Origin of the sequence: Dawidia soli (genome assembly GCF_018598185.1) — a bacterium.
Classification (GTDB): domain Bacteria; phylum Bacteroidota; class Bacteroidia; order Cytophagales; family Cyclobacteriaceae; genus Ohtaekwangia; species Ohtaekwangia soli.
Genome location: NZ_JAHESC010000032.1, coordinates 70,414 through 89,922, shown reverse-complemented (window position 1 = coordinate 89,922; position 19,509 = coordinate 70,414). Strand labels below are relative to the sequence as shown.

12 protein-coding genes are annotated in these 19,509 nt (G+C 57.2%); all 12 read left to right on the top strand.

Translation table 11 applies throughout. The features are described from left to right. Positions 1–751: Gfo/Idh/MocA family protein (locus KK078_RS20315; protein WP_254092146.1), on the top strand; the 751-nt coding region annotated here is incomplete at its 5' end. A gap of 22 nt (positions 752–773) precedes the next feature. Further along, positions 774–1,826: a sugar phosphate isomerase/epimerase family protein gene (locus tag KK078_RS20310; protein ID WP_254092145.1), complete on the top strand. Its 1,053-nt coding sequence runs from the start codon at positions 774–776 to the stop codon at positions 1,824–1,826. A gap of 46 nt (positions 1,827–1,872) precedes the next feature. Further along, positions 1,873–2,304: a c-type cytochrome gene (locus KK078_RS20305; RefSeq protein ID WP_254092144.1), complete on the top strand. Its 432-nt coding sequence runs from the start codon at positions 1,873–1,875 to the stop codon at positions 2,302–2,304. 34 nt (positions 2,305–2,338) lie between these two features. Further along, on the top strand, positions 2,339–3,046 hold the full coding sequence (locus KK078_RS20300; protein ID WP_254092143.1) for a 3-keto-disaccharide hydrolase: 708 nt from the start codon (positions 2,339–2,341) through the stop codon (positions 3,044–3,046). 58 nt (positions 3,047–3,104) lie between these two features. Further along, positions 3,105–6,419, top strand: a complete 3,315-nt coding sequence (locus tag KK078_RS20295) for a ThuA domain-containing protein (RefSeq protein WP_254092142.1) — start codon at positions 3,105–3,107, stop codon at positions 6,417–6,419. Between the two features lie 39 nt (positions 6,420–6,458). Beyond that, complete coding sequence (locus KK078_RS20290; RefSeq protein ID WP_254092141.1) at positions 6,459–7,310, top strand: sugar phosphate isomerase/epimerase family protein; 852 nt, start codon at positions 6,459–6,461, stop codon at positions 7,308–7,310. Positions 7,311–7,396: 86 nt separating this feature from the next. Beyond that, positions 7,397–7,765 (top strand): transmembrane 220 family protein, encoded by a 369-nt coding sequence (locus KK078_RS20285; protein WP_254092140.1) that lies wholly within the window; start codon positions 7,397–7,399, stop codon positions 7,763–7,765. Between the two features lie 95 nt (positions 7,766–7,860). Then, a complete protein-coding gene (locus KK078_RS20280) occupies positions 7,861–9,669 on the top strand; it encodes an alpha-amylase family glycosyl hydrolase (RefSeq protein WP_254092139.1) in 1,809 nt (602 codons plus the stop codon). 2 nt (positions 9,670–9,671) lie between these two features. Continuing rightward, positions 9,672–11,669, top strand: a complete 1,998-nt coding sequence (locus KK078_RS20275; RefSeq protein WP_254092138.1) for an alpha-1,4-glucan--maltose-1-phosphate maltosyltransferase — start codon at positions 9,672–9,674, stop codon at positions 11,667–11,669. Then, complete coding sequence (gene treS, locus KK078_RS20270; RefSeq protein ID WP_254092137.1) at positions 11,666–15,001, top strand: maltose alpha-D-glucosyltransferase; 3,336 nt, start codon at positions 11,666–11,668, stop codon at positions 14,999–15,001. The genes KK078_RS20275 and treS overlap by 4 nt, the downstream gene beginning before the upstream one ends. Positions 15,002–15,064: 63 nt before the next feature. After that, positions 15,065–17,026, top strand: a complete 1,962-nt coding sequence (gene glgB / locus KK078_RS20265; protein ID WP_254092136.1) for a 1,4-alpha-glucan branching protein GlgB — start codon at positions 15,065–15,067, stop codon at positions 17,024–17,026. 21 nt (positions 17,027–17,047) lie between these two features. Beyond that, positions 17,048–19,477: a DUF3536 domain-containing protein gene (locus KK078_RS20260; protein ID WP_254092135.1), complete on the top strand. Its 2,430-nt coding sequence runs from the start codon at positions 17,048–17,050 to the stop codon at positions 19,475–19,477. Positions 19,478–19,509: the final 32 nt, after the last annotated feature.

Here is a 19,509-nt window from a genome sequence, read left to right as displayed (position 1 = left end):
CACGTACACCGGTTATCCGCTGGTGAAGGAAGCCCGCCAGATGGTGCGTGCCGGGAAGCTCGGCAAGATCCGCAAAGTATTTGTTGAATATCCCCAGGGTTGGCTGTCGACCGCTGCCGAGAAGTCGGGCAATGCGCAGGCTTCCTGGCGTACAGACCCCAAGCAGTCGGGTATGGGCGGTGCCATTGGCGACATCGGCACACACGCCGCCAACCTGGCCGAGTATATCACGGGCAACAAGATCACCGAAGTCTGCGCCATGCTGAACACGGTGGTGAAGGGCCGCAACCTGGACGACGATTCGTCTATGCTGCTGCGCTTTGACAACGGCGCCTCGGGTATCCTGATGGCTACGCAAGTAGCGGCCGGCGAAGAGAACAACCTCAACATCCGCATCTATGGCGAGCAAGGCGGCCTGGAATGGCGCCAGATGGAGCCTAATACCCTGGTGGTGAAATGGCTCAACCGCCCGATGGAAATAATCCGTGCCGGCCAGGGCTACCTGACCGACCACACCAAGTCGTTTACGCGTACGCCGGCGGGGCACCCCGAAGGCTACCTGGAGGCGTTTGCCAACATTTATCGCGCGTTTAGCCGCGCCGTGCGCGACTTCAAGCCGGGCAAGAAGGTCAACTACGAGAAGTACGACTTCCCCGATGTGGAGGATGGCGTACGCGGTATGAACTTCGTGCAGACAGTTGTCAAGTCGGCGACGTCTAACAAGAAGTGGGTTCCGCTGAAAGATATCTAGGCCTTTGTAACGCGACAGATACATGAAACAGATACAAGGACCGGCTATCTTCCTGGCGCAGTTCCTCGGCGACCAGGCACCGTTCGACAACCTGAAGACGCTCTGCAAATGGGCGGCTTCGCTGGGCTATAAAGGTGTGCAGATCCCGACGTGGGATCCGCGCTGCATCGACTTACAACAGGCGGCTGAAAGCAAAGACTATTGCGATGACTGGAAGGGCGTGATCGAATCGACCGGCCTGCAGGTGACCGAGCTTTCGACCCACCTGCAAGGGCAACTCGTGGCGGTAAACCCTGCGTACGATGAACTGTTCGACGGCTTTGCGCCGAAGGCCCTGCGCGGCAATCCGAAAGAGCGCCAGGCATGGGCTGTGGAGCAGCTGAAGTACGCTGCGAAGGCGAGCCGCAACCTAGGGCTGAATGCACATGCTACCTTCTCGGGAGCGCTGATGTGGCACACGGTGTACCCGTGGCCGCAACGCCCGGCGGGCCTGGTGGAAGACGGCTTTGCCGCCCTGGCAAAACGCTGGCTGCCCATCCTGAATGCGTTCGACAAGGCAGGCGTGGACCTGTGCTACGAGATCCACCCTGGTGAAGACCTGCACGATGGGATCACGTTCGAGCGTTTCTGGGAGGCTACCGGCAAGCATACGCGCTGCAACCTGCTGTACGATCCGAGCCATTTGCTGTTGCAGCAACTGGACTACCTGCAGTATATCGACTTCTATCACACGTTCATCAAGATGTTCCACGTCAAGGATGCCGAGTTCAATCCGACGGCTAAGTCGGGCGTGTACGGCGGCTACCAGGACTGGGTAAACCGTCCCGGCCGGTTCCGTTCCCTGGGTGACGGGCAGGTAGACTTCAGCGCGATCTTCAGCAAGCTGACCCAATACGACTACAGCGGTTGGGCGGTGCTGGAGTGGGAGTGCTGCATCAAGCACCCCGAGCAGGGCGCTGCGGAAGGCGCTCCTTTTATCCAGGACCACATCATCCGCGTGACGGAACGTGCCTTTGACGACTTCGCGTCGACGGGCAAAGACCAGAAGCTCAACAAGCGGATTCTGGGCATTTAATTTTAGTATAAACAGACACTACAACACTATTAATTCGACAACAGACATGAAAAAATTATTCGTGATCATGGCCCTTGCAGGGGTAGCCAGTTTTGCGCTTACATCGTGCGGGGGATCAAAAAAAGAAGAGGAAAAGAAGGAAGAAGGTGATGCGTACGGCGACTACGAAACGGCCGAGCCTAAGCAGGCTTCTGCCGACGACCTGATCAAAGAAGGCCAGGCGCTTGTCGACAACAGCGATTGCAAGACCTGTCATCACCCGACGAACAAGATCATTGGCCCTGCCCACATGGAAGTGGCTAAGAAATACGAGTTCACGAAAGCGAACGTCACCATGCTGGCCGGCAAGATCATAGCGGGCGGCGCGGGCAACTGGGGTGAGATACCGATGACGGCGCACGCCGATCTGTCGCAAGCCGATGCCGAAAAGATGGCCATGTACGTGCTGTCGCTCGACGGTGAGAAACAGAAAGATTGATCGTTTTATCCATCATCCCTAAACAACTCCGCACATGAAGAGAATCATTGTATTGCTGACCGCCATTGCCCTGGTTATGAGCGCGCCGACACATGCCCAGAATAAACTGACCGCCGCCGAGAAGAAGGCCGGCTGGAAACTGCTTTTTGACGGTACCAGCACCAAGGGCTGGAAATCGTTCAACGGCAAGTCTGACGCCTCTGCCTGGAAGGTGGCCGACGGTGCACTGTACCTGGACGCTTCTACTAAAGAAGGTCGTGGTGATCTGATTACCGCCGGTGAATACGAGAACTACGAGTTCGCCTATGACTGGAAGATCGCTCCCAACGGTAACAGCGGTTTGCTGTTCAACGTGGTGGAAGACCCCAAGTATAGCGCGGTATATGTTACCGGTCCGGAAATGCAAGTGCTCGACAACAACGGCCACCCCGATGCCAAGATCCACAAGCATCGCGCCGGTGACCTGTATGATCTGATCGCCTGCTCGGAAGAGACCGTGAAGCCTGCCGGTGAGTGGAACGAAGCCCGCATCATCTCGAACAAAGGCCAATACGAATTCTGGCTGAACGGCAAGAAGGTCGTAACCTTTACGATGCACGATGCTGCGTGGAACGACATGGTGGCGAACAGCAAGTTCAAGTCCATGCCCGACTTCGGCAAGGCGACCAAAGGCCACTTTGCATTGCAAGATCATGGTGACCAGGTCTGGTTCCGCAACATCAAGATCAAGGAGCTGAAATAATATCAAGAACCTGGAGGCAAAAGGCTTCCAGGTTTTTTTATGTCCATCCTAACCTCCTATGAGAAAACTGAACTTTATAGTGCCAGCACTATTGCTGTGCCTGCTCTTTTCATGCCAGGAGCGCCCGCGCATCCTGGTATTTTCTAAAACCGCCGGTTACCGGCACGGCTCCATCGGCGTGGGCAAAAAAGCTCTGCAGGAGCTTGGCCAGCAACACGGCTTCGACGTCGACACGACGGAAGATGCTTCGGTATTCAACGAAGACAACCTGCGCCGCTATAACGCGGTGATCTTTCTCAGCACTACCGGTAATATACTGGACCTGCAACAGCAGGGCGCCTTCCGTCGCTTTATTCAGGCAGGCGGCGGGTTTGTCGGGATCCACGCAGCGTCGGATACCGAATATGAATGGCCCTGGTTTGGCCGTCTGACCGGCGCCTACTTCAAGAGCCACCCCAAGATCCAGGAAGCGCGCATTGTGGCGCAGAAGCCGGTGTTTGGGGAAGACTCACTGCAACAATCGGTATTACGCACCGACGAGTGGTATAATTACCGCAGCATCGGCAGCGACCTGGAAGTGCTGTATAACCTCGATGAAACCTCGTACGAGGGCGGCACCAACGGCAAAGACCACCCCATTGCCTGGTACCACGAGTTTGACGGCGGCCGCGCGTTCTATACCGGCATGGGCCACACCGACGAGAGCTACGCCGACCCGTTCTTCCGCAACCACCTGTGGCAGGGCATTCAGTATGCACTGGGCGAGGGCGACGGGCCGGATTACGGCAAGGCTACGGCGACGATCGCGCCGGACGAAAGCCGGTTCACCAAAACGGTACTGGACTTCAACCTGAACGAGCCCACCGAAATGGTGATCCTGCCCGACAGCCGCATCATCTTCCTGGAGCGCAAGGGCGATGTTAAACTGTACGACCCGCAAAGCGACAAGGTGCGTGTGGTGAACACCTTTCATGTAGGCACCAAGTTTGAAGACGGTATGCTCGGCATCGCCGCCGACCCTGGCTTCGACAAGAACCACTGGCTGTATATTTATTATTCACATGCCGAGAAGTCGGCCAACATCCTGTCGCGGTTCACCTTTATAGACGACCACATCGACAGCACGTCGGAGAAGGTCATGCTGGAGGTGCCGACGCAACGCGAGAGCTGCTGTCACACGGCAGGCTCGCTGGCCTTTGCGCCCGACGGCAACCTGTTCCTGTCTACGGGCGACAATACCAACCCCTGGGAGTCGCGGGGCTATAGCCCGTCGGATGAGCGGCCGGGCCGTGGTCCCTATGACGCGCAGAAGTCGTCGTCCAATACCAACGACCTGCGGGGTAAGGTACTGCGGATCAAACCGCAACCCGACGGCACCTATACCATTCCCGCCGGCAACCTCTTTGACGACCAGGAGCCCGACACGCGTCCCGAGATCTATGTCATGGGGTGTCGCAACCCGTACCGCATTTCGGTCGACGCCAAGACCGGCGCGCTGTTCTGGGGGGAAGTAGGACCGGACGCGGGTGAGGGCGACTCCCTGCGGGGGCCGCGCTCGTATGACGAGATCAACCTGGCCCGCCGCCCGGGCAACTATGGCTGGCCGTACTTCGTCGGCAAGAATGAGGCGTATTCCCGCTATGACTATGCTACCGGCCAGATCAAGGGCTGGTGGGATCCGGCGCTGCCGGTAAACGAGTCGGTGAACAACACGGGCAAGCACGACCTGCCCCCGGCCACACCGGCGCTGATCTATTACCCGTATGCCCATTCGGACGAATTTCCGATGCTGAAGGAGGGTGGCCGCAACGCCATGGCCGGACCGGTTTATCACAGCGAGATGTACAAAGGCGTTGCTACGGCTTTCCCGGATTACTTCAACGACAAGCTCATCGCCTATGACTGGATCCGCAACTGGATCTTCCTGGTAGACCTCGACGGCCAGGATAAGATCATGGACATGGAGCCTTTCCTGCCCAACGTGGGCTTCAACAACATCATCGATATGTCTTTCGGCCCGGACGGCCGGTTGTATATGCTGGAATATGGTAGCCGGTGGTTTGCGCAAAATCTCGACGCACGCCTGGTGCGCATTGATTACAACCCCGGCAACCGCGCGCCGGTGGCCCGGCTGAAGGCCAGCCAGATCAACGGCGGTGTGCCGCTGCAAGTGCAGTTTTCAGCTGCCGGCACGTTCGACCACGACAAAGGCGACAAGCTCACCCTCACGCTGAAGGCCGCGGGCAGAGATTACCAGACCCCGGACAGCCTCTTCACCGTGACCTTCGACAAGCCGGGCGTTTACCCGGTGCAGCTCAAGGTGGTGGATGATAAAGGCCTGGAGTCCACGGCGTCCGTGCAGGTGGCCGCCGGCAATGTGCCGCCAGTGGTAAAAGCATCGCTGACCAGCGGCAATAAAACCTTCTTCTTCCCGGGTACGCCCGTAGCGTATGCGGTGGAGGCCACCGATGCGGAAGATGGCAGCACGGCTGATGGTAAGATCGACCCGGCGGCGGTGACGGTAACGTTCGATTATGTAAAAGGCTTTGACATGGCGCAGGTAGCCCAGGGGCACCAGATGCCGACGGCGGAGCTGCCGGGCAAGGCCCTGATGGCTAAAAGTGATTGCAAGTCCTGTCATACGATCGACCAACGGTCGGCCGGCCCGAGCTACCAGCAGGTGGCCGAGCGCTATAAAGGCAACGCCGACGCGCCGGGGCAACTGGCGGCCAAGGTCATCAAAGGGGGCGCAGGCATTTGGGGCGACACCGAAATGGCGGCGCACCCGCAGCTGAGCGTGGATGAAGCCAAGAAGATGGTAGAATATATCCTGTCGCTGGCCGATGGGAAGACGCCGGCAAAGCTGCCGTTGCAAGGCAAGGTCGTCCCCGGAAAGGAAACCGACGGGGTGTATATGCTGACGGCGTCCTACCAGGATAAGGGTGGCGCGGGCAACGTGCCGGCGCTGCCGGCAAGCCAGGTAGTAGTGCTGCGCAGCGCTGTGCTGACGGCAGGCGAGGCGACGGAGATCAACGGGGCCCAGCGGCGGAAAGAGAACGATCAGTCGGTGCTGGCCGATGTGAAGAACAACGCACGGGCTGCCTTTAAGCACCTGGACCTGACGGGCATCCGCCAGGCGAAGGTGACGCTGATCGTGCCGGCCGACCAGGCCGGGGGCGAAGTGGAGTTGCACCTGGACAAGCCCGATGGGCCGCTTTTCGGAAAGGGCAGGACAACCGCCAAAGGCCCGCAGGCGATCGGCATTACGGCGACCGCAACCACCGGTTATCACGATTTGTATCTGGTATTTAAAAATTCAGGTGCAGGTGATCAATCTTTGTTTTATTTTAGAAGTGTGCAACTCGTCAATTAAGATGGGAGGCAAGCCCAATCACTACAACCTTAAACGACCATGAAAAGAAGAGAATTCGTACAGACCGCGACCTTTGCCGCCGCCAGCCTCCTGGCACTGCCGGCGATCGCCGCGGCTGGGAAACGCCAGAAAGGCGTGGGGCTTCAGCTCTATACCTTGCGCGACACGATCGGCAAAGACCCGAAAGGTGTACTGACCCGTGTGGCTAGCTTTGGCTACAAGGAGCTGGAAGCTTATAGCTACAAAGACGGCCAGATCTTTGGCATGCCCTACGCCGACTTCAACACCTTTGTAAAGGGGTTAGGCATGCAGGTGACCAGCGGTCACTACGGCCTGGACATGATCAAAGGCGACACCTGGAAGAAAGCCGTGGACGACGCCAAGAAGAACGGTCAGAAGCACATGGTCGTGCCCTATATCGGGGCCGAGCAGCGCAAGACGCTGGATGACTACAAACGCATCATTGCCGACCTGAACGCCGCCGGCGAGGTTTGCAACCAGGGCGGCATACGCTTTGGCTATCACAACCACGCCTTTGAGTTCGATAAGATCGACGGCCAGGTGCCGTATGACCTGATGTTGAAAGAGCTCGACCCCAAGAAGGTGAGCATGGAAATGGACATCTACTGGGTGGTGAACGCAGGCTATGATCCGATCCAGTACTTTGAAAAGTACCCGGGCCGGTTCGAGCAGTGGCACGTGAAGGATATGGACAAGGCAGATCGTAACAAAAATGCCGATGTGGGCACCGGTTCCATTGACTGGAAAGCGATCTTTGCCAAGGCAAAAGTGTCGGGACTGCAATACTATTACGTTGAGCAGGAGTCGTATCCCGGCGCACCGATCGACAGTGCGGCCGCGAGCGCTAAGTACCTGAAGACGATCTTGTAAGTTTGTTTTTTGTTGACAGGAAGATGCCGGGCATGCTATGTCCGGCATCTTTTGTTTATTTATGTAGTGTAAACTGTATTGTCTTTATGCGTATCCTCAACTTCGTGCTGGCGGTGATGTTCCTGATCTTTGCTTTTTTGCAAGTCAATGACCCGGACCCCGTTCTCTGGATCCTGGTCTATGGCGTGATGGCCGTGTTCTGCGTCATGGCCATGTTTGCCTACTACCCGCGCAAGGTGTTGTGGGGCGCACTCATAGCCGCGTTGGCCTACAGCGTTATTTATTTCCCAGGTGTGCAGGAATGGTGGCAGACGTCGGAGCATTCGGCGCTTTTTGATAATGTTGCCAAAATGGAACACCTCTACATCGAGGAGTCGCGCGAGTTCCTGGGGCTGATGATCTGCGTGATCGTGATCGTTTTCTACCTCATTCTTTCGCGCCGCCGGGCGGCATAGCAGATAGTGGGCCTGCCTGCCTACGCTAAAGCTTTGGCGGGCTTGCCCGCCGAAGCCTTGGCGTAGGCGGGTTTTTCTTTCTATCTTCCAGTCGTATGAGAATGGTTTTACTGTACATTGTAACGGCTTGTCTGGCGCTGGTGTGCTGTACAACGCCGAAAGAAAAAATACCACCCGCCATGCCCATGGAGCAAGCTTCCGGAAAGGTCATCCTATATCAGTTAATGCCCCGCCTGTTCGGCAACAAACAAACCGCCAACAAAACCTTTGGCACAATGGAAGAGAACGGCACCGGTAAGTTTGCCGATATAAACGACGCCGCGCTCACGGCTTTTCAGCAGCTGGGGATCACGCACGTGTGGTATACCGGTGTCATTGAACACGCCTTGCTGACAGACTATACACGCTTTGGTATACCTTTGGACGATGCCGACGTGGTGAAGGGCCGTGCCGGTTCGCCCTATGCCATTAAAGACTATTACGACGTCAACCCCGACCTGGCCACCGATGTGCCCCACCGCATGCAGGAGTTTGAGCAGCTTGTCGCGCGCACGCACCGCCACGGCCTGCAGGTGATCATCGATTTTGTACCCAACCACGTAGCCCGTGCCTATCGGTCGGACGCAAAGCCGGCGGGGGTAAAAGACCTGGGCGCGGATGACGATAAGACGGTGGAGTTCAGTCCCGGCAATAACTTTTATTACCTGCCCGGGCAATCCTTTCAGGTACCGGATGGCTATGCGCCGCTGGGCTCCTATACATTTCCAACGCTGGATGGCAAGTTTGAGGAAACACCGGCCAAGGTCACCGGCAACGATCAGTTCACGGCGCATCCCGGCGTGAACGAATGGTTTGAGACCGTCAAGCTCAACTATGGTGTAGACATTCAGCGGGGCCGGAGCACGCACTTTGAGCCGGTACCCGACACGTGGAACAAGATGCGCGACATCCTGGTGTTCTGGGCGGGAAAGAATGTAGACGGCTTTCGCTGCGACATGGCCGAGATGGTGCCGGTGGAGTTCTGGGCCTGGGTGATCCCCCAGGTAAAAGCGTTGCGCCCCGGCATCGTGTTCATTGCCGAGATCTATAACCCGGACCAATACCACCGCTATATCGAGACGGGCAAGTTCGACTTCCTCTACGACAAGGTACTGTTATACGACACGCTGCGCGCCTTGACCACCGCGTCCGACCGCAGCACCGCCGAGATTGCCCAGGTGCAGGCACGCCTGAACGGCATCAACCAGTACATGCTGCACTTTATCGAGAACCACGATGAGCAGCGTGCGGCTTCCCGCTTTTTTGCCGGCGATCCGTGGCGCGCGATTCCCGCCATGGTCGTCAGCGCGACGATCGACAAGGGGCCGGTGATGGTGTACTTTGGCCAGGAGTGTGGCGAGCCCGCGCTGGGTGTGGAGGGATTTCAGGGCGACGACGGCCGCACGTCGATCTTCGATTATTGGGGCGTGCCCGAGCATCAGAAATGGATGAACGGCGGCCTGTTCGATGGCGGCCTGCTTTCGCCGGAGCAGAAGCAGTTGCGCCAGGTATATACCGATCTGCTGAACCTGTCGGGCCGCAGTGCGGCCTTGTATGCGGGGGAGTATCTCGACATCACCGGTGCGAACGTCACGGCGGGGAATTTCGGCACCAACGTACACGCCTTTCTGCGATTTGCCGGTGAGGAACGTTTATTGATCATTACCAGCTTTAACGCGGCCGCGCCCATGCCGGTCACGGTACAGATACCGGCCGAGGCCTTTACCAGGATGGGCCTCGACCCCGTAAAGGGCTACATAGCCCGCGACATGCTGTGGCGTGAGACGGAGGTGGGCATTGACGAGGCGGGCAGGTTTGCCCTTACGTTAAAGCCGTTCAGTGCCTACATTTTTAAAATCAAGTAACGATGCGTACTACGAAAGCCACCGCCCAGACGTCGACGAACCAGCCCTTGCCGGAAGGAATGCCCGAAGGCCAGTCGCGCGTGATCATAGAAAATGTACAACCCCAGGTGGACGGCGGCCGTTACCCGGCCAAACGTACGCCGGGTGAACGTGTGGATGTTACCGCCGACATCTTTGGCGACGGCCACGACCACATCCGCGCGCAGGTATGGCACCGCATGGACCACGAAGCGTCGTGGCAGACCATCGAGATGACCCACACCGGCAACGACAGCTGGCACGCAGCGTTTGCCGTGCGGCAGCAAGGCCTGCACTTGTTCACGGTGGTGGCATGGGTAGATCATCTCGAGACGTGGTACGACGGCTTTCGCAAGAAGGTGGCCGCCCATGTAAATGTCACACTCGAGCTGCAGGAGGGCGCGCAGATGCTGCGCTCGCTGCAGGTCGAGAATCCATATGAAGTGAAACATGCCGCCGCACAACTGGCGCTGCCGTATGAGCAAGCCGTGGAGTACGCCCTTGGCGATGATTTCGCGCGCATTGTACACCACTATCCGCTGGTGGCGTTTGAAACGCTATACCACCAGGTACTGCCGGTGATCGTGGAGCATCCCAAGGCAAGCTATAGCACCTGGTATGAGCTGTTTCCACGGTCGGCGGGCGACGGTATCCATCACGGCACGTTTAAGGACGTGGTGCGCCTGCTACCCCGCGTGGCCGCCATGGGCTTTGACGTCTTGTATCTGCCCCCAATACACCCCATCGGAAAGATCAACCGCAAAGGAAAGAATAACTCGACAACGGCTCAACCGGGGGAACCCGGCTCGCCGTGGGCCATCGGCAGTGATGAAGGCGGACACAAGAGTATACACACGCCGCTCGGCACGCTGGACGATTACCGCGAGCTGATTCGCGAAGCGCACAAGCTGGGCATCGACATTGCGCTCGACCTCGCCTTTCAATGCGCGCCGGATCATCCGTATGTACAGGAGCACCCCGAGTGGTTCAAACAACGTCCCGACGGCTCGATCCAGTACGCGGAGAATCCGCCGAAGAAGTACCAGGATATATACCCCTTCAACTTCGAGACGCAGGATTGGATGGCGTTGTGGGAGGAACTGAAGTCGGTCATCACATTCTGGATCGACCAGGGCGTACAGATCTTTCGGGTCGACAACCCGCACACAAAGCCCATTCGCTTCTGGCAGTGGGCGATCGCTGAGGTGAATAAACAATATCCCGGCATTACGTTTTTGTCGGAGGCGTTTACGCGGCCCAAGGTCATGGCGTCGCTAGCCAAGGCGGGCTTCACGCAGTCGTATACCTACTTCACCTGGCGGGTAGGCAAGCAGGAGATCATCGACTACATGGAAGAGCTGGTGCATGGTCCGTCGCGGCAATACTTCCGGCCGAACTTCTGGCCCAATACACCCGACATCCTGCCGTGGCACCTGCAACACCAGGGCGAGAACATCTTTATCCTGCGCCTGGCGCTGGCGGCAACGTTGTCTTCCAACTACGGGATGTACGGGCCGGTATACGAGTTCTACGAGAACAAACCCGTGGAGGGCAAAGAGGAGTATTACAACTCCGAAAAGTACGAGATCAAACGATACGATTGGAATACGACCAATCGGATGACCGACATCATCACCGTGCTGAACAAAGCCCGCAAAGAGCATCCGGCATTGCAGACTACGTGGAACCTGCGGTTCTGCCCGGTGGAGAACCAGCACCTGCTGGCGTATATAAAAGTCACGGACGACCTGCGCGACATGGTGCTGGTGGTGGTCAACCTCGACCCCCACAGCTTCCAGAGCGGCTATGTACAATTGCCGAAGGCGCTGCTGGGGTTGGGCGAGGATATCAATCTGAAGCTGCACGACCTGATGACGGGCGAGCGCTATACCTGGACGCAGGAGTGGAACTACGTGGGCATAGACCCGCATAAGATACCCTTTCATTTATTTCACCTGGCCATTCACGAATCCTATCAATGAGTACGCCCGTAAAAACCGGAGAACCGCTGTGGTTCAAGGACGCTATCTTCTACGAAGTTTCTGTACGCGCCTTCTACGACAGCAATGGCGACGGTATCGGCGACTTTCCCGGCCTGATCCAACGCCTGGACTACCTGGAGGACCTGGGCATCAACACCCTGTGGCTGCTGCCGTTCTATCCATCGCCGCTGAAGGACGACGGCTTTGACGTAACCGACCACACCGATGTACACCCCGACTACGGCACGCTGGCGGACTTCAAGCTCTTTCTCAAAGAAGCGCACCGCCGTGGCATCCGGGTTATTATCGAGCTCATTCTCAACCACACGTCCGATCAGCACCCGTGGTTTAAGCGTTCGCGGAAGGCGCGCAGCGGCTCCCGATACCGCGACCTCTATGTGTGGAGCGACAGCCCCGACAAATACAAGGAGGCCCGGGTGATCTTTACCGACGCCGAGGTTTCCAACTGGACGTGGGACACCGAAGCGCGCGGTTACTACTGGCACCGGTTCTACCGGCACCAGCCCGAGCTGAACTACGAGAACGCGGAAGTACAGATGGAGATGATCAAGGTGGTCGACTTCTGGATGAAGATGGGCGTGGATGGTTTCCGGTTGGGGTCCGTAGCCTTTCTGTACGAAGAGGAGGGGACCAACAGCGAAAACCTGCCGCAGACACACGTGTTCCTGAAGAAGCTGCGGGCGCACATCGACAAGAACTACAAAGACAAAGTACTGATCGCCGAGGCCAACCTGTGGCCCGAAGACGCGGCCACGTATTTCGGCGATGGCGACGAATGTCATATGAACTTCAACTTCCCGCTCATGCCGCGTATGTTCCTGGCGTTGCGTACGGAGGACAGTTATCCCATTGTCGACATCATCGACCAGACGCCCGATACACCGGCGAATTGTCAGTGGGTGATATTTTTACGCAACCACGACGAGCTGGGGTTGGAAATGGTGACAGAGGAGGAGAAGGACTACCTGCTGAAGGCCTATGCGAGCGACGCCAGCTCGAAGGTCAACACCGGCATCCGCCGCCGCCTGGCGCCGATGCTCAACAACGACCGGCGCAAGATCGAGCTGCTGTATACCATCATGTTTTCGCTGCCCGGCACGCCGGTGATCTATTACGGCGACGAGATCGGCATGGGCGATAATATCTACCTGGGCGACCGCTACGGCGTGCGTACACCCATGCAGTGGAATATGAACCTCAACGCGGGGTTTTCGACGGCAAACCCGCAGCGGTTGTTTTTGCCCATTATTACCGACCCGATCTATAGGTATGAGTCGGTAAATGTCTCGACGCAGGAGGAGAACCCGTCGTCGTTGCTGTGGTGGCTGAAACACGTCATGGCCATGCGCAAACGTCTGAATATCTTCGGACGTGGCGAGATGAAGTTTATCGACAGCAGCAATGCCAAGGTACTGGCTTTTGTGCGGACGTATGACAAGCAACGCGTCATTGTCGTGGCCAACCTGTCGCAGTTCTCGCAGGCAACGACGCTGAACCTGGCCGAGTACCGCGATTGCGATATCACGGAAGCGTTCAGCCAGAACCGTTTTATGAACGTGGGAGAGGGCGATTACGCCATTACCGTCGGCCCCTACGGGTATTTTTGGTTCCAGGTCGACACCGCCGAGAAGAAAGAGAAAGCCGACGCGAGCGGTGAGCTGCCGCTGGTGCGTACGGACATTTCGTGGGAACGCCTCTTCGACAACTACAACGAGGTGCGCAACCTCGAGCGCAAGATCCTGCCGCCGTTCATGAAGAAGTGCCGGTGGTTTGGCGGCAAAGCCAAGGTGGTGAGCAAGGTCGGGATCCATAAAACAATACCGCTGAAGGTCGAGGGCGATACCCACTACCTCGCCATCCTGGAAGTGCACTACGTGCAGCGATTGCCGGAGCTGTATTTCCTGCCGCTGACGTTTGTACCGTCGGACAACATCCTCGAGCGCGTGGAGTACACCGTGCAGAGCGTTGTATGCCGGGCCGAGATCCAGGGCAAGGCCGGCTTTATCATGGACAGCAGTTACGACAAAGTGTTCCGCGACTTCCTGTTCACCGGCATGGAAAAAGAGCTGCACCTGCGCGACGACAGCGGTGGCGAGCTGGAGTTCTGCTCCAGCGTGTTTGCCCGGCTGGACAAGAACCGCCAGGTAGACTCGAAGATTTTAAAGGCCGACCAGAGCAATACGGCGATCATTTATAACGACAAATACTTCTTTAAATTCTATCGCAAGCTCGAGAAGGAGATCAATCCCGACCTGGAGGTGGTGCGTTTCCTGTCCGAGCATACATCGTTTCAGAACAGTCCCAAATACGCCGGCAGTATCGAGTATCACGATGCGGAAGGTAAGACGATCGTCTTCGGCCTGCTGCAGGAGAAGGTCGAGAACCAGGGCGAGGCATGGGCCATGTCGATGGACTCGGTGGGCCGCTTCTTTGAGCGCGTGATGGCCAAGGGGAAGGGCGTGAAGTTGCCCAAGCTACTGGCCAAGTCGGCGATCAGGTTTGAAGAGTCTCCCGAGATCATCCAGGAGTTTATCGGGCGCGGCTTCTATGAGCGCATGGTGCGCCTGGGCCAACGTACCGCTGAAATGCACCTGGCGTTGGCGTCTGACGCCTCCAACCCGGCCTTTGTGCCCGAAAGCTTCAACAGCAACTATCAACGCTCGATCTACTCGTCTATGCGCAAGATGGTGCGCGACCAGTTCAGCCTGCTGGAAAGCACGCTTACCCGGTTGCCTGCCGAGGCGCAGGACATTGCCCGCAAGGTGCTGGCGCTGGAAGACCAGGTGTTGGAATGCTTCAGCGAAATATACCAGGTAAAGATCAACGCAGTGCGTACACGCATTCACGGCGATTTCCACCTGGGCCAGGTACTCTTTACGGGCAAAGACTTTGTGATCATAGACTTCGAGGGCGAGCCGGGGCTGGCCTTTAGCGAACGCCGGTTGAAGCGCAGCCCGTTGAAGGATGTGGCCGGCATGATGCGTTCGATCCACTACGCCGCCTTTGGTAAGATCCTGCTGAATGAAAACTACCGTGACCGTGACCTCGACTTCCTCGAGTCGTGGGCCGAGCAGTGGCAGCATTATGTAGGGCGCTACTACCTGGGCGCCTACATGGAGCGGATGGGCATGGGCAATGTGCTGACGCCCGAGTACGACGTACTGCTGCGCACGTTCCTGCTGGAGAAGGCCATTTACGAGCTGGGGTATGAGCTGAACGGGCGGCCGGACTGGACGATTATTCCCCTGCGGGGCATCTATTACCTCATGAAGCGCTTTCAGGAGGAAAAGGACGAACGCAAGAAAAAGTGATGACCCGGGTGGGTTGGCACGCTCTTTTCGGGCAGACAACGCACTCATTATGTAAACCCCACCATGGCGAAAAAAACACTTTCCACGAATCTGGGCACGGCAGCGTTCTTTACACTGTTGACAGATTTCGACATCCACCTGTTCCGGAGCGGTAAACACTTTAAACTGTACGAAAAGCTGGGCGCACATGCGGCGACGTTTAACGACCAGGAGGGTACCTACTTTGCCGTATGGGCACCCAATGCCCGCGAAGTGTCGGTGATCGGTAACTTCAATCACTGGAAGGGCAACTCGCACCCGCTTACGCCACGGTGGGACGGCTCGGGCATCTGGGAGGGGTTCCATGCAGACATTCAGCACGGCGAAGCATACAAATACGCTATTAAATCTGTTACGGGTGAGTCGCTCGAGAAGGCCGATCCTTTCGGTCGGTTTTTCGAGACGCCGCCCCGCACGGCGTCGATCGTGTGGGAGGACCTGTATCAATGGAAGGATGAGGCGTGGTTGAAGGCCCGTAAGAAACTGGCCGGCAAGCCGCAGCCCTATTCGGTCTATGAAGTACACCTGGGCTCGTGGCGACGCAAGATCGAAGAGAACCGGTCGCTGTCGTATGTCGAGGCAGCAGACGAGCTGGTGGCCTACGTCACCGACATGGGGTTTACCCACGTGGAGTTCCTGCCGTTGATGGAGCACCCGTTCTACGGGTCGTGGGGCTACCAACTAACGGGCTACTTCGCGCCTACCAGCCGCTATGGCACACCGGGCGACTTTAAGTATATGGTCGACCGCTTTCACCAGGCGGGCATCGGTGTGATCCTCGATTGGGTGCCGTCGCACTTCCCGGGTGATGCGCACGGTCTTTATGAATTCGACGGCACGCACCTGTACGAGCACGCCGATCCCCGCAAGGGATTTCACCCCGACTGGCAGAGCTATATCTACAACTACGGTCGCAACGAGGTGCGTTCGTTCCTGATCAGCAATGCGCTGTTCTGGCTGGATCAATATCACATCGACGGCCTGCGGGTAGACGCCGTGGCGTCGATGTTATACCTGGACTATTCGCGTAAGGCAGGCGAGTGGATTCCCAACCAGTATGGCAGCAACGAGAACCTGGAGGCGATCGCGTTCCTGAAGGAAATGAACGAGGTGGTGTACGAGAATTTTCCCGACGCCGTCACCATTGCCGAAGAGTCGACGTCGTGGACGGGGGTGTCACGCCCCACGTTTATCGGCGGCCTTGGCTTTGGACAGAAGTGGATGATGGGCTGGATGCACGACACACTGCACTATTTCAAGCTCGACCCGGTGCATCGTAAACACCACCAGAACGAGATCACCTTCAGCATCATGTACGCCTTTACGGAAAACTTTATGCTGCCGCTCTCGCACGACGAAGTGGTGCACGGCAAAGGTTCGTTGCTGGGGCGCATGCCGGGCGATGAATGGAAGAAGTTTGCCAACCTGCGGTTGTTGTTCAGCTATATGTTCACGCACCCCGGCACCAAGCTGCTCTTTATGGGCGGTGAGTTTGGGCAGTCGGCGGAATGGAATCACGAGCGCAGCCTGGACTGGCACCTGCTGCAGTACCCCGTGCACGCGGGCATACAACAGCTGCTGCGCGACCTCAATAAACTGTACAAAGCAGAGCCGGCCCTGTACCGGTATGCATTCGATGCCAAAGGCTTCCACTGGCTGGATTACGGCGATCGCGACAACAGCGTGGTGGCCTATCTGCGCGTGGGCGATACGAAAGAAGAGCTGCTGCTGGTGGCCTGTAATTTCACGCCGGAAGTGCGCTACCAGTACCGCTTTGGCGTACCGTACCGCGGTCAATGGAAAGAGATCTTTACCTCTGATGCAACCGAATACGCCGGCAGCGGTGTACGAAACGAAGGTATTGCGTCGACATCGCCGGTGAAATACCATGGCTATGATAACTCGATTTCAGTAACTTTACCTCCGCTCGCCATGACGATCTGGAAGCTTGTCAAACAAGAACAGGGATTCGGGCTGGGCAGTTAATGATCATCGGAGGAAAAGACCATGGAGGAAGAAGAAGTAGTAAAGACACCCGCCGAGCGCTATATCTGTATTCACGGACATTTTTACCAACCGCCGCGTGAGAATGCGTGGCTGGAGGTAATAGAAGTACAAGACTCGGCGCACCCCTATCACGACTGGAATGAGCGCATCTCCGCTGAGTGCTATGCGCCCAACACCGCCTCGCGCATACTCAATGAAAAGGGCGCGATCAAAAAGATCATCAATAATTACTCGCGCATCAGCTTCAACTTCGGTCCGACATTGTTGTCGTGGATGGAAGAGAACGACCCGGTGACCTATGCGGCCATTCTCGAGGCCGACCGCGAAAGCGTAAAAGCGTTCAGCGGGCATGGCTCAGCCATGGCGCAAGTATACAATCACATTATTTTGCCGCTGGCCAACCGTCGCGACAAGGAGACGCAGATCGTGTGGGGCATTCGTGACTTTGTGCATCGTTTCAATCGCATGCCCGAAGGCATGTGGCTGGCCGAGACGGCGGTCGATACCGAGTCGCTGGAGCTGCTGGCCAAGCACGGTATAGCGTTTACGGTGTTGGCGCCGCGCCAGGCGAAGTCGATCCGTATGGGCGGCGAGCTGCTGTGGACCGGCGTCACAACCGAGAGTATCGACACGCGCCGGCCATACCTGTGCCGGTTGCCGTCGGGCAGGACCATCACCTTGTTCTTCTACGACGGGCGCATAGCGCAGGGGGTGGCCTTCAGCGGTTTGCTGAACGATGGCGCGAAGTTTTGCAGCCATTTACATACGGCGTTTGATGCCGAGAGCGAAGAGCCGCAACTGGTACACATCGCGACAGACGGTGAAACCTATGGGCACCACCACAAGCACGGCGACATGGCCCTGGCGTTCTGTCTCGACAATATCGACCGCGACACAACGTGCAAGCTAACCAACTATGCAGAGTATATAGCGAAGTTTCCGCCGACGTATGAAGCCGAGATCCACGAAAACAGCTCATGGAGCTGCGTGCACGGCGTAGAGCGCTGGCGCAACAACTGTGGTTGCCATTCGGGCGGAAATCCCGGCTGGCACCAGCGCTGGCGAAAGCCGTTGCGCGAGGCGCTGGACTGGCTGCGCGATGAGCTCGTGGCGATTTATGAGCGCGAGGCTTCGGTTATCTTTAAAGACGCCTGGAAGGCCCGCGACGAATACATCAATGTGATCCTCGATCGTACGGACGATACCATACGCAAATTCATGGCCACCCATTGTGCGCGTCAGGCAGACATGAACCTGGTGTTGCGTCTCCTGGAGATCCAGCGCAACGCGCAGCTGATGTATACCAGCTGCGGCTGGTTCTTTGACGAGCTTTCGGGGATCGAGACAACGCAGATCATGCAATATGCCTGCCGCGCCATGCAGCTGGTAAGCCAGATCAGCGAGGTGAAGCTCGAGGAAGAGTTTATGAAACGCCTGGCGCTGGCGCCGAGCAACGTGCCCGTGCTGGACAACGGCGCCATTATTTACCGCAAGTATGTGCTGCCGGCGAAGACCAACCTGCAGCGCGTAGGGGTGCACTACGCCGTGGCATCGATATTCGAAGAAGATCCCGAGTCGTTTCCGGTTTTTAATTACTCCACGCGCAACGAGATTTTTATTCGCAAGGTAGCCGGTGAACAGCGGCTGGCGCTAGGGGTGACGCAGGTGCGTTCGAACGTGACGCGGTCTGAAAAGAAGTTCGCGTTCGCCGTGCTATACATGGGAAAGCATAATATTATCGGCAACATCTCGCTCGACATGGAGGAAGAGAAATTTGCCGGCATGCAGGAACGGATCGTGAATGCATTTGAGGACGGCCGCCTGGGTGACATTATCGGATTCATGCAGATGTATTTCGGCCCCGAGAAGTACACTATATGGCAACTCTTCCAGGATGAGAAACGCAAAGTGTTTAATCTCATTACCGAGCAAAGCATGAACGACCTGGAACAGTCGCTGCGCCGGATCTACAACCGCGACTATCCGCTGGTAAGCGCGCTGGCAAAGAACGACATACCGATCCCGGGCGCCTACCGCACCACCTTCGAGTATATCCTCAACGCCGACCTGGTGCGTTGTTTCCTGACCGATAAAATCAACATCCGCGAAGTAGAGCGCATCCTCAGCGAGCTGGTGAAGTGGAAGCTGAACATCGACGACCGCGAGAAGGTGGAACGCCTGGCCGGCGAAAGCATCTACAAAGAATTGAAGCGCATCAGCGGCGAGGGTGAGCGCAGTGCGCGGCGGATCGAGCGGCTGAACCGGTTGTTCCCGTTGCTGCGCAACTTCCGCATCAACCCGAACATCTATAAGACGCAGAACCTGTATTTCGAGATCACCCAGCAGCAGACCAACGAGCAACGTTCGGCCAGCTGGAGCAGCCAGTTCAGCACCCTGGGTGACAACCTTGGGGTGAAGGTAGAGCAATAAAAAAGCCTCATGATGGTCATGAGGCTTTAAGT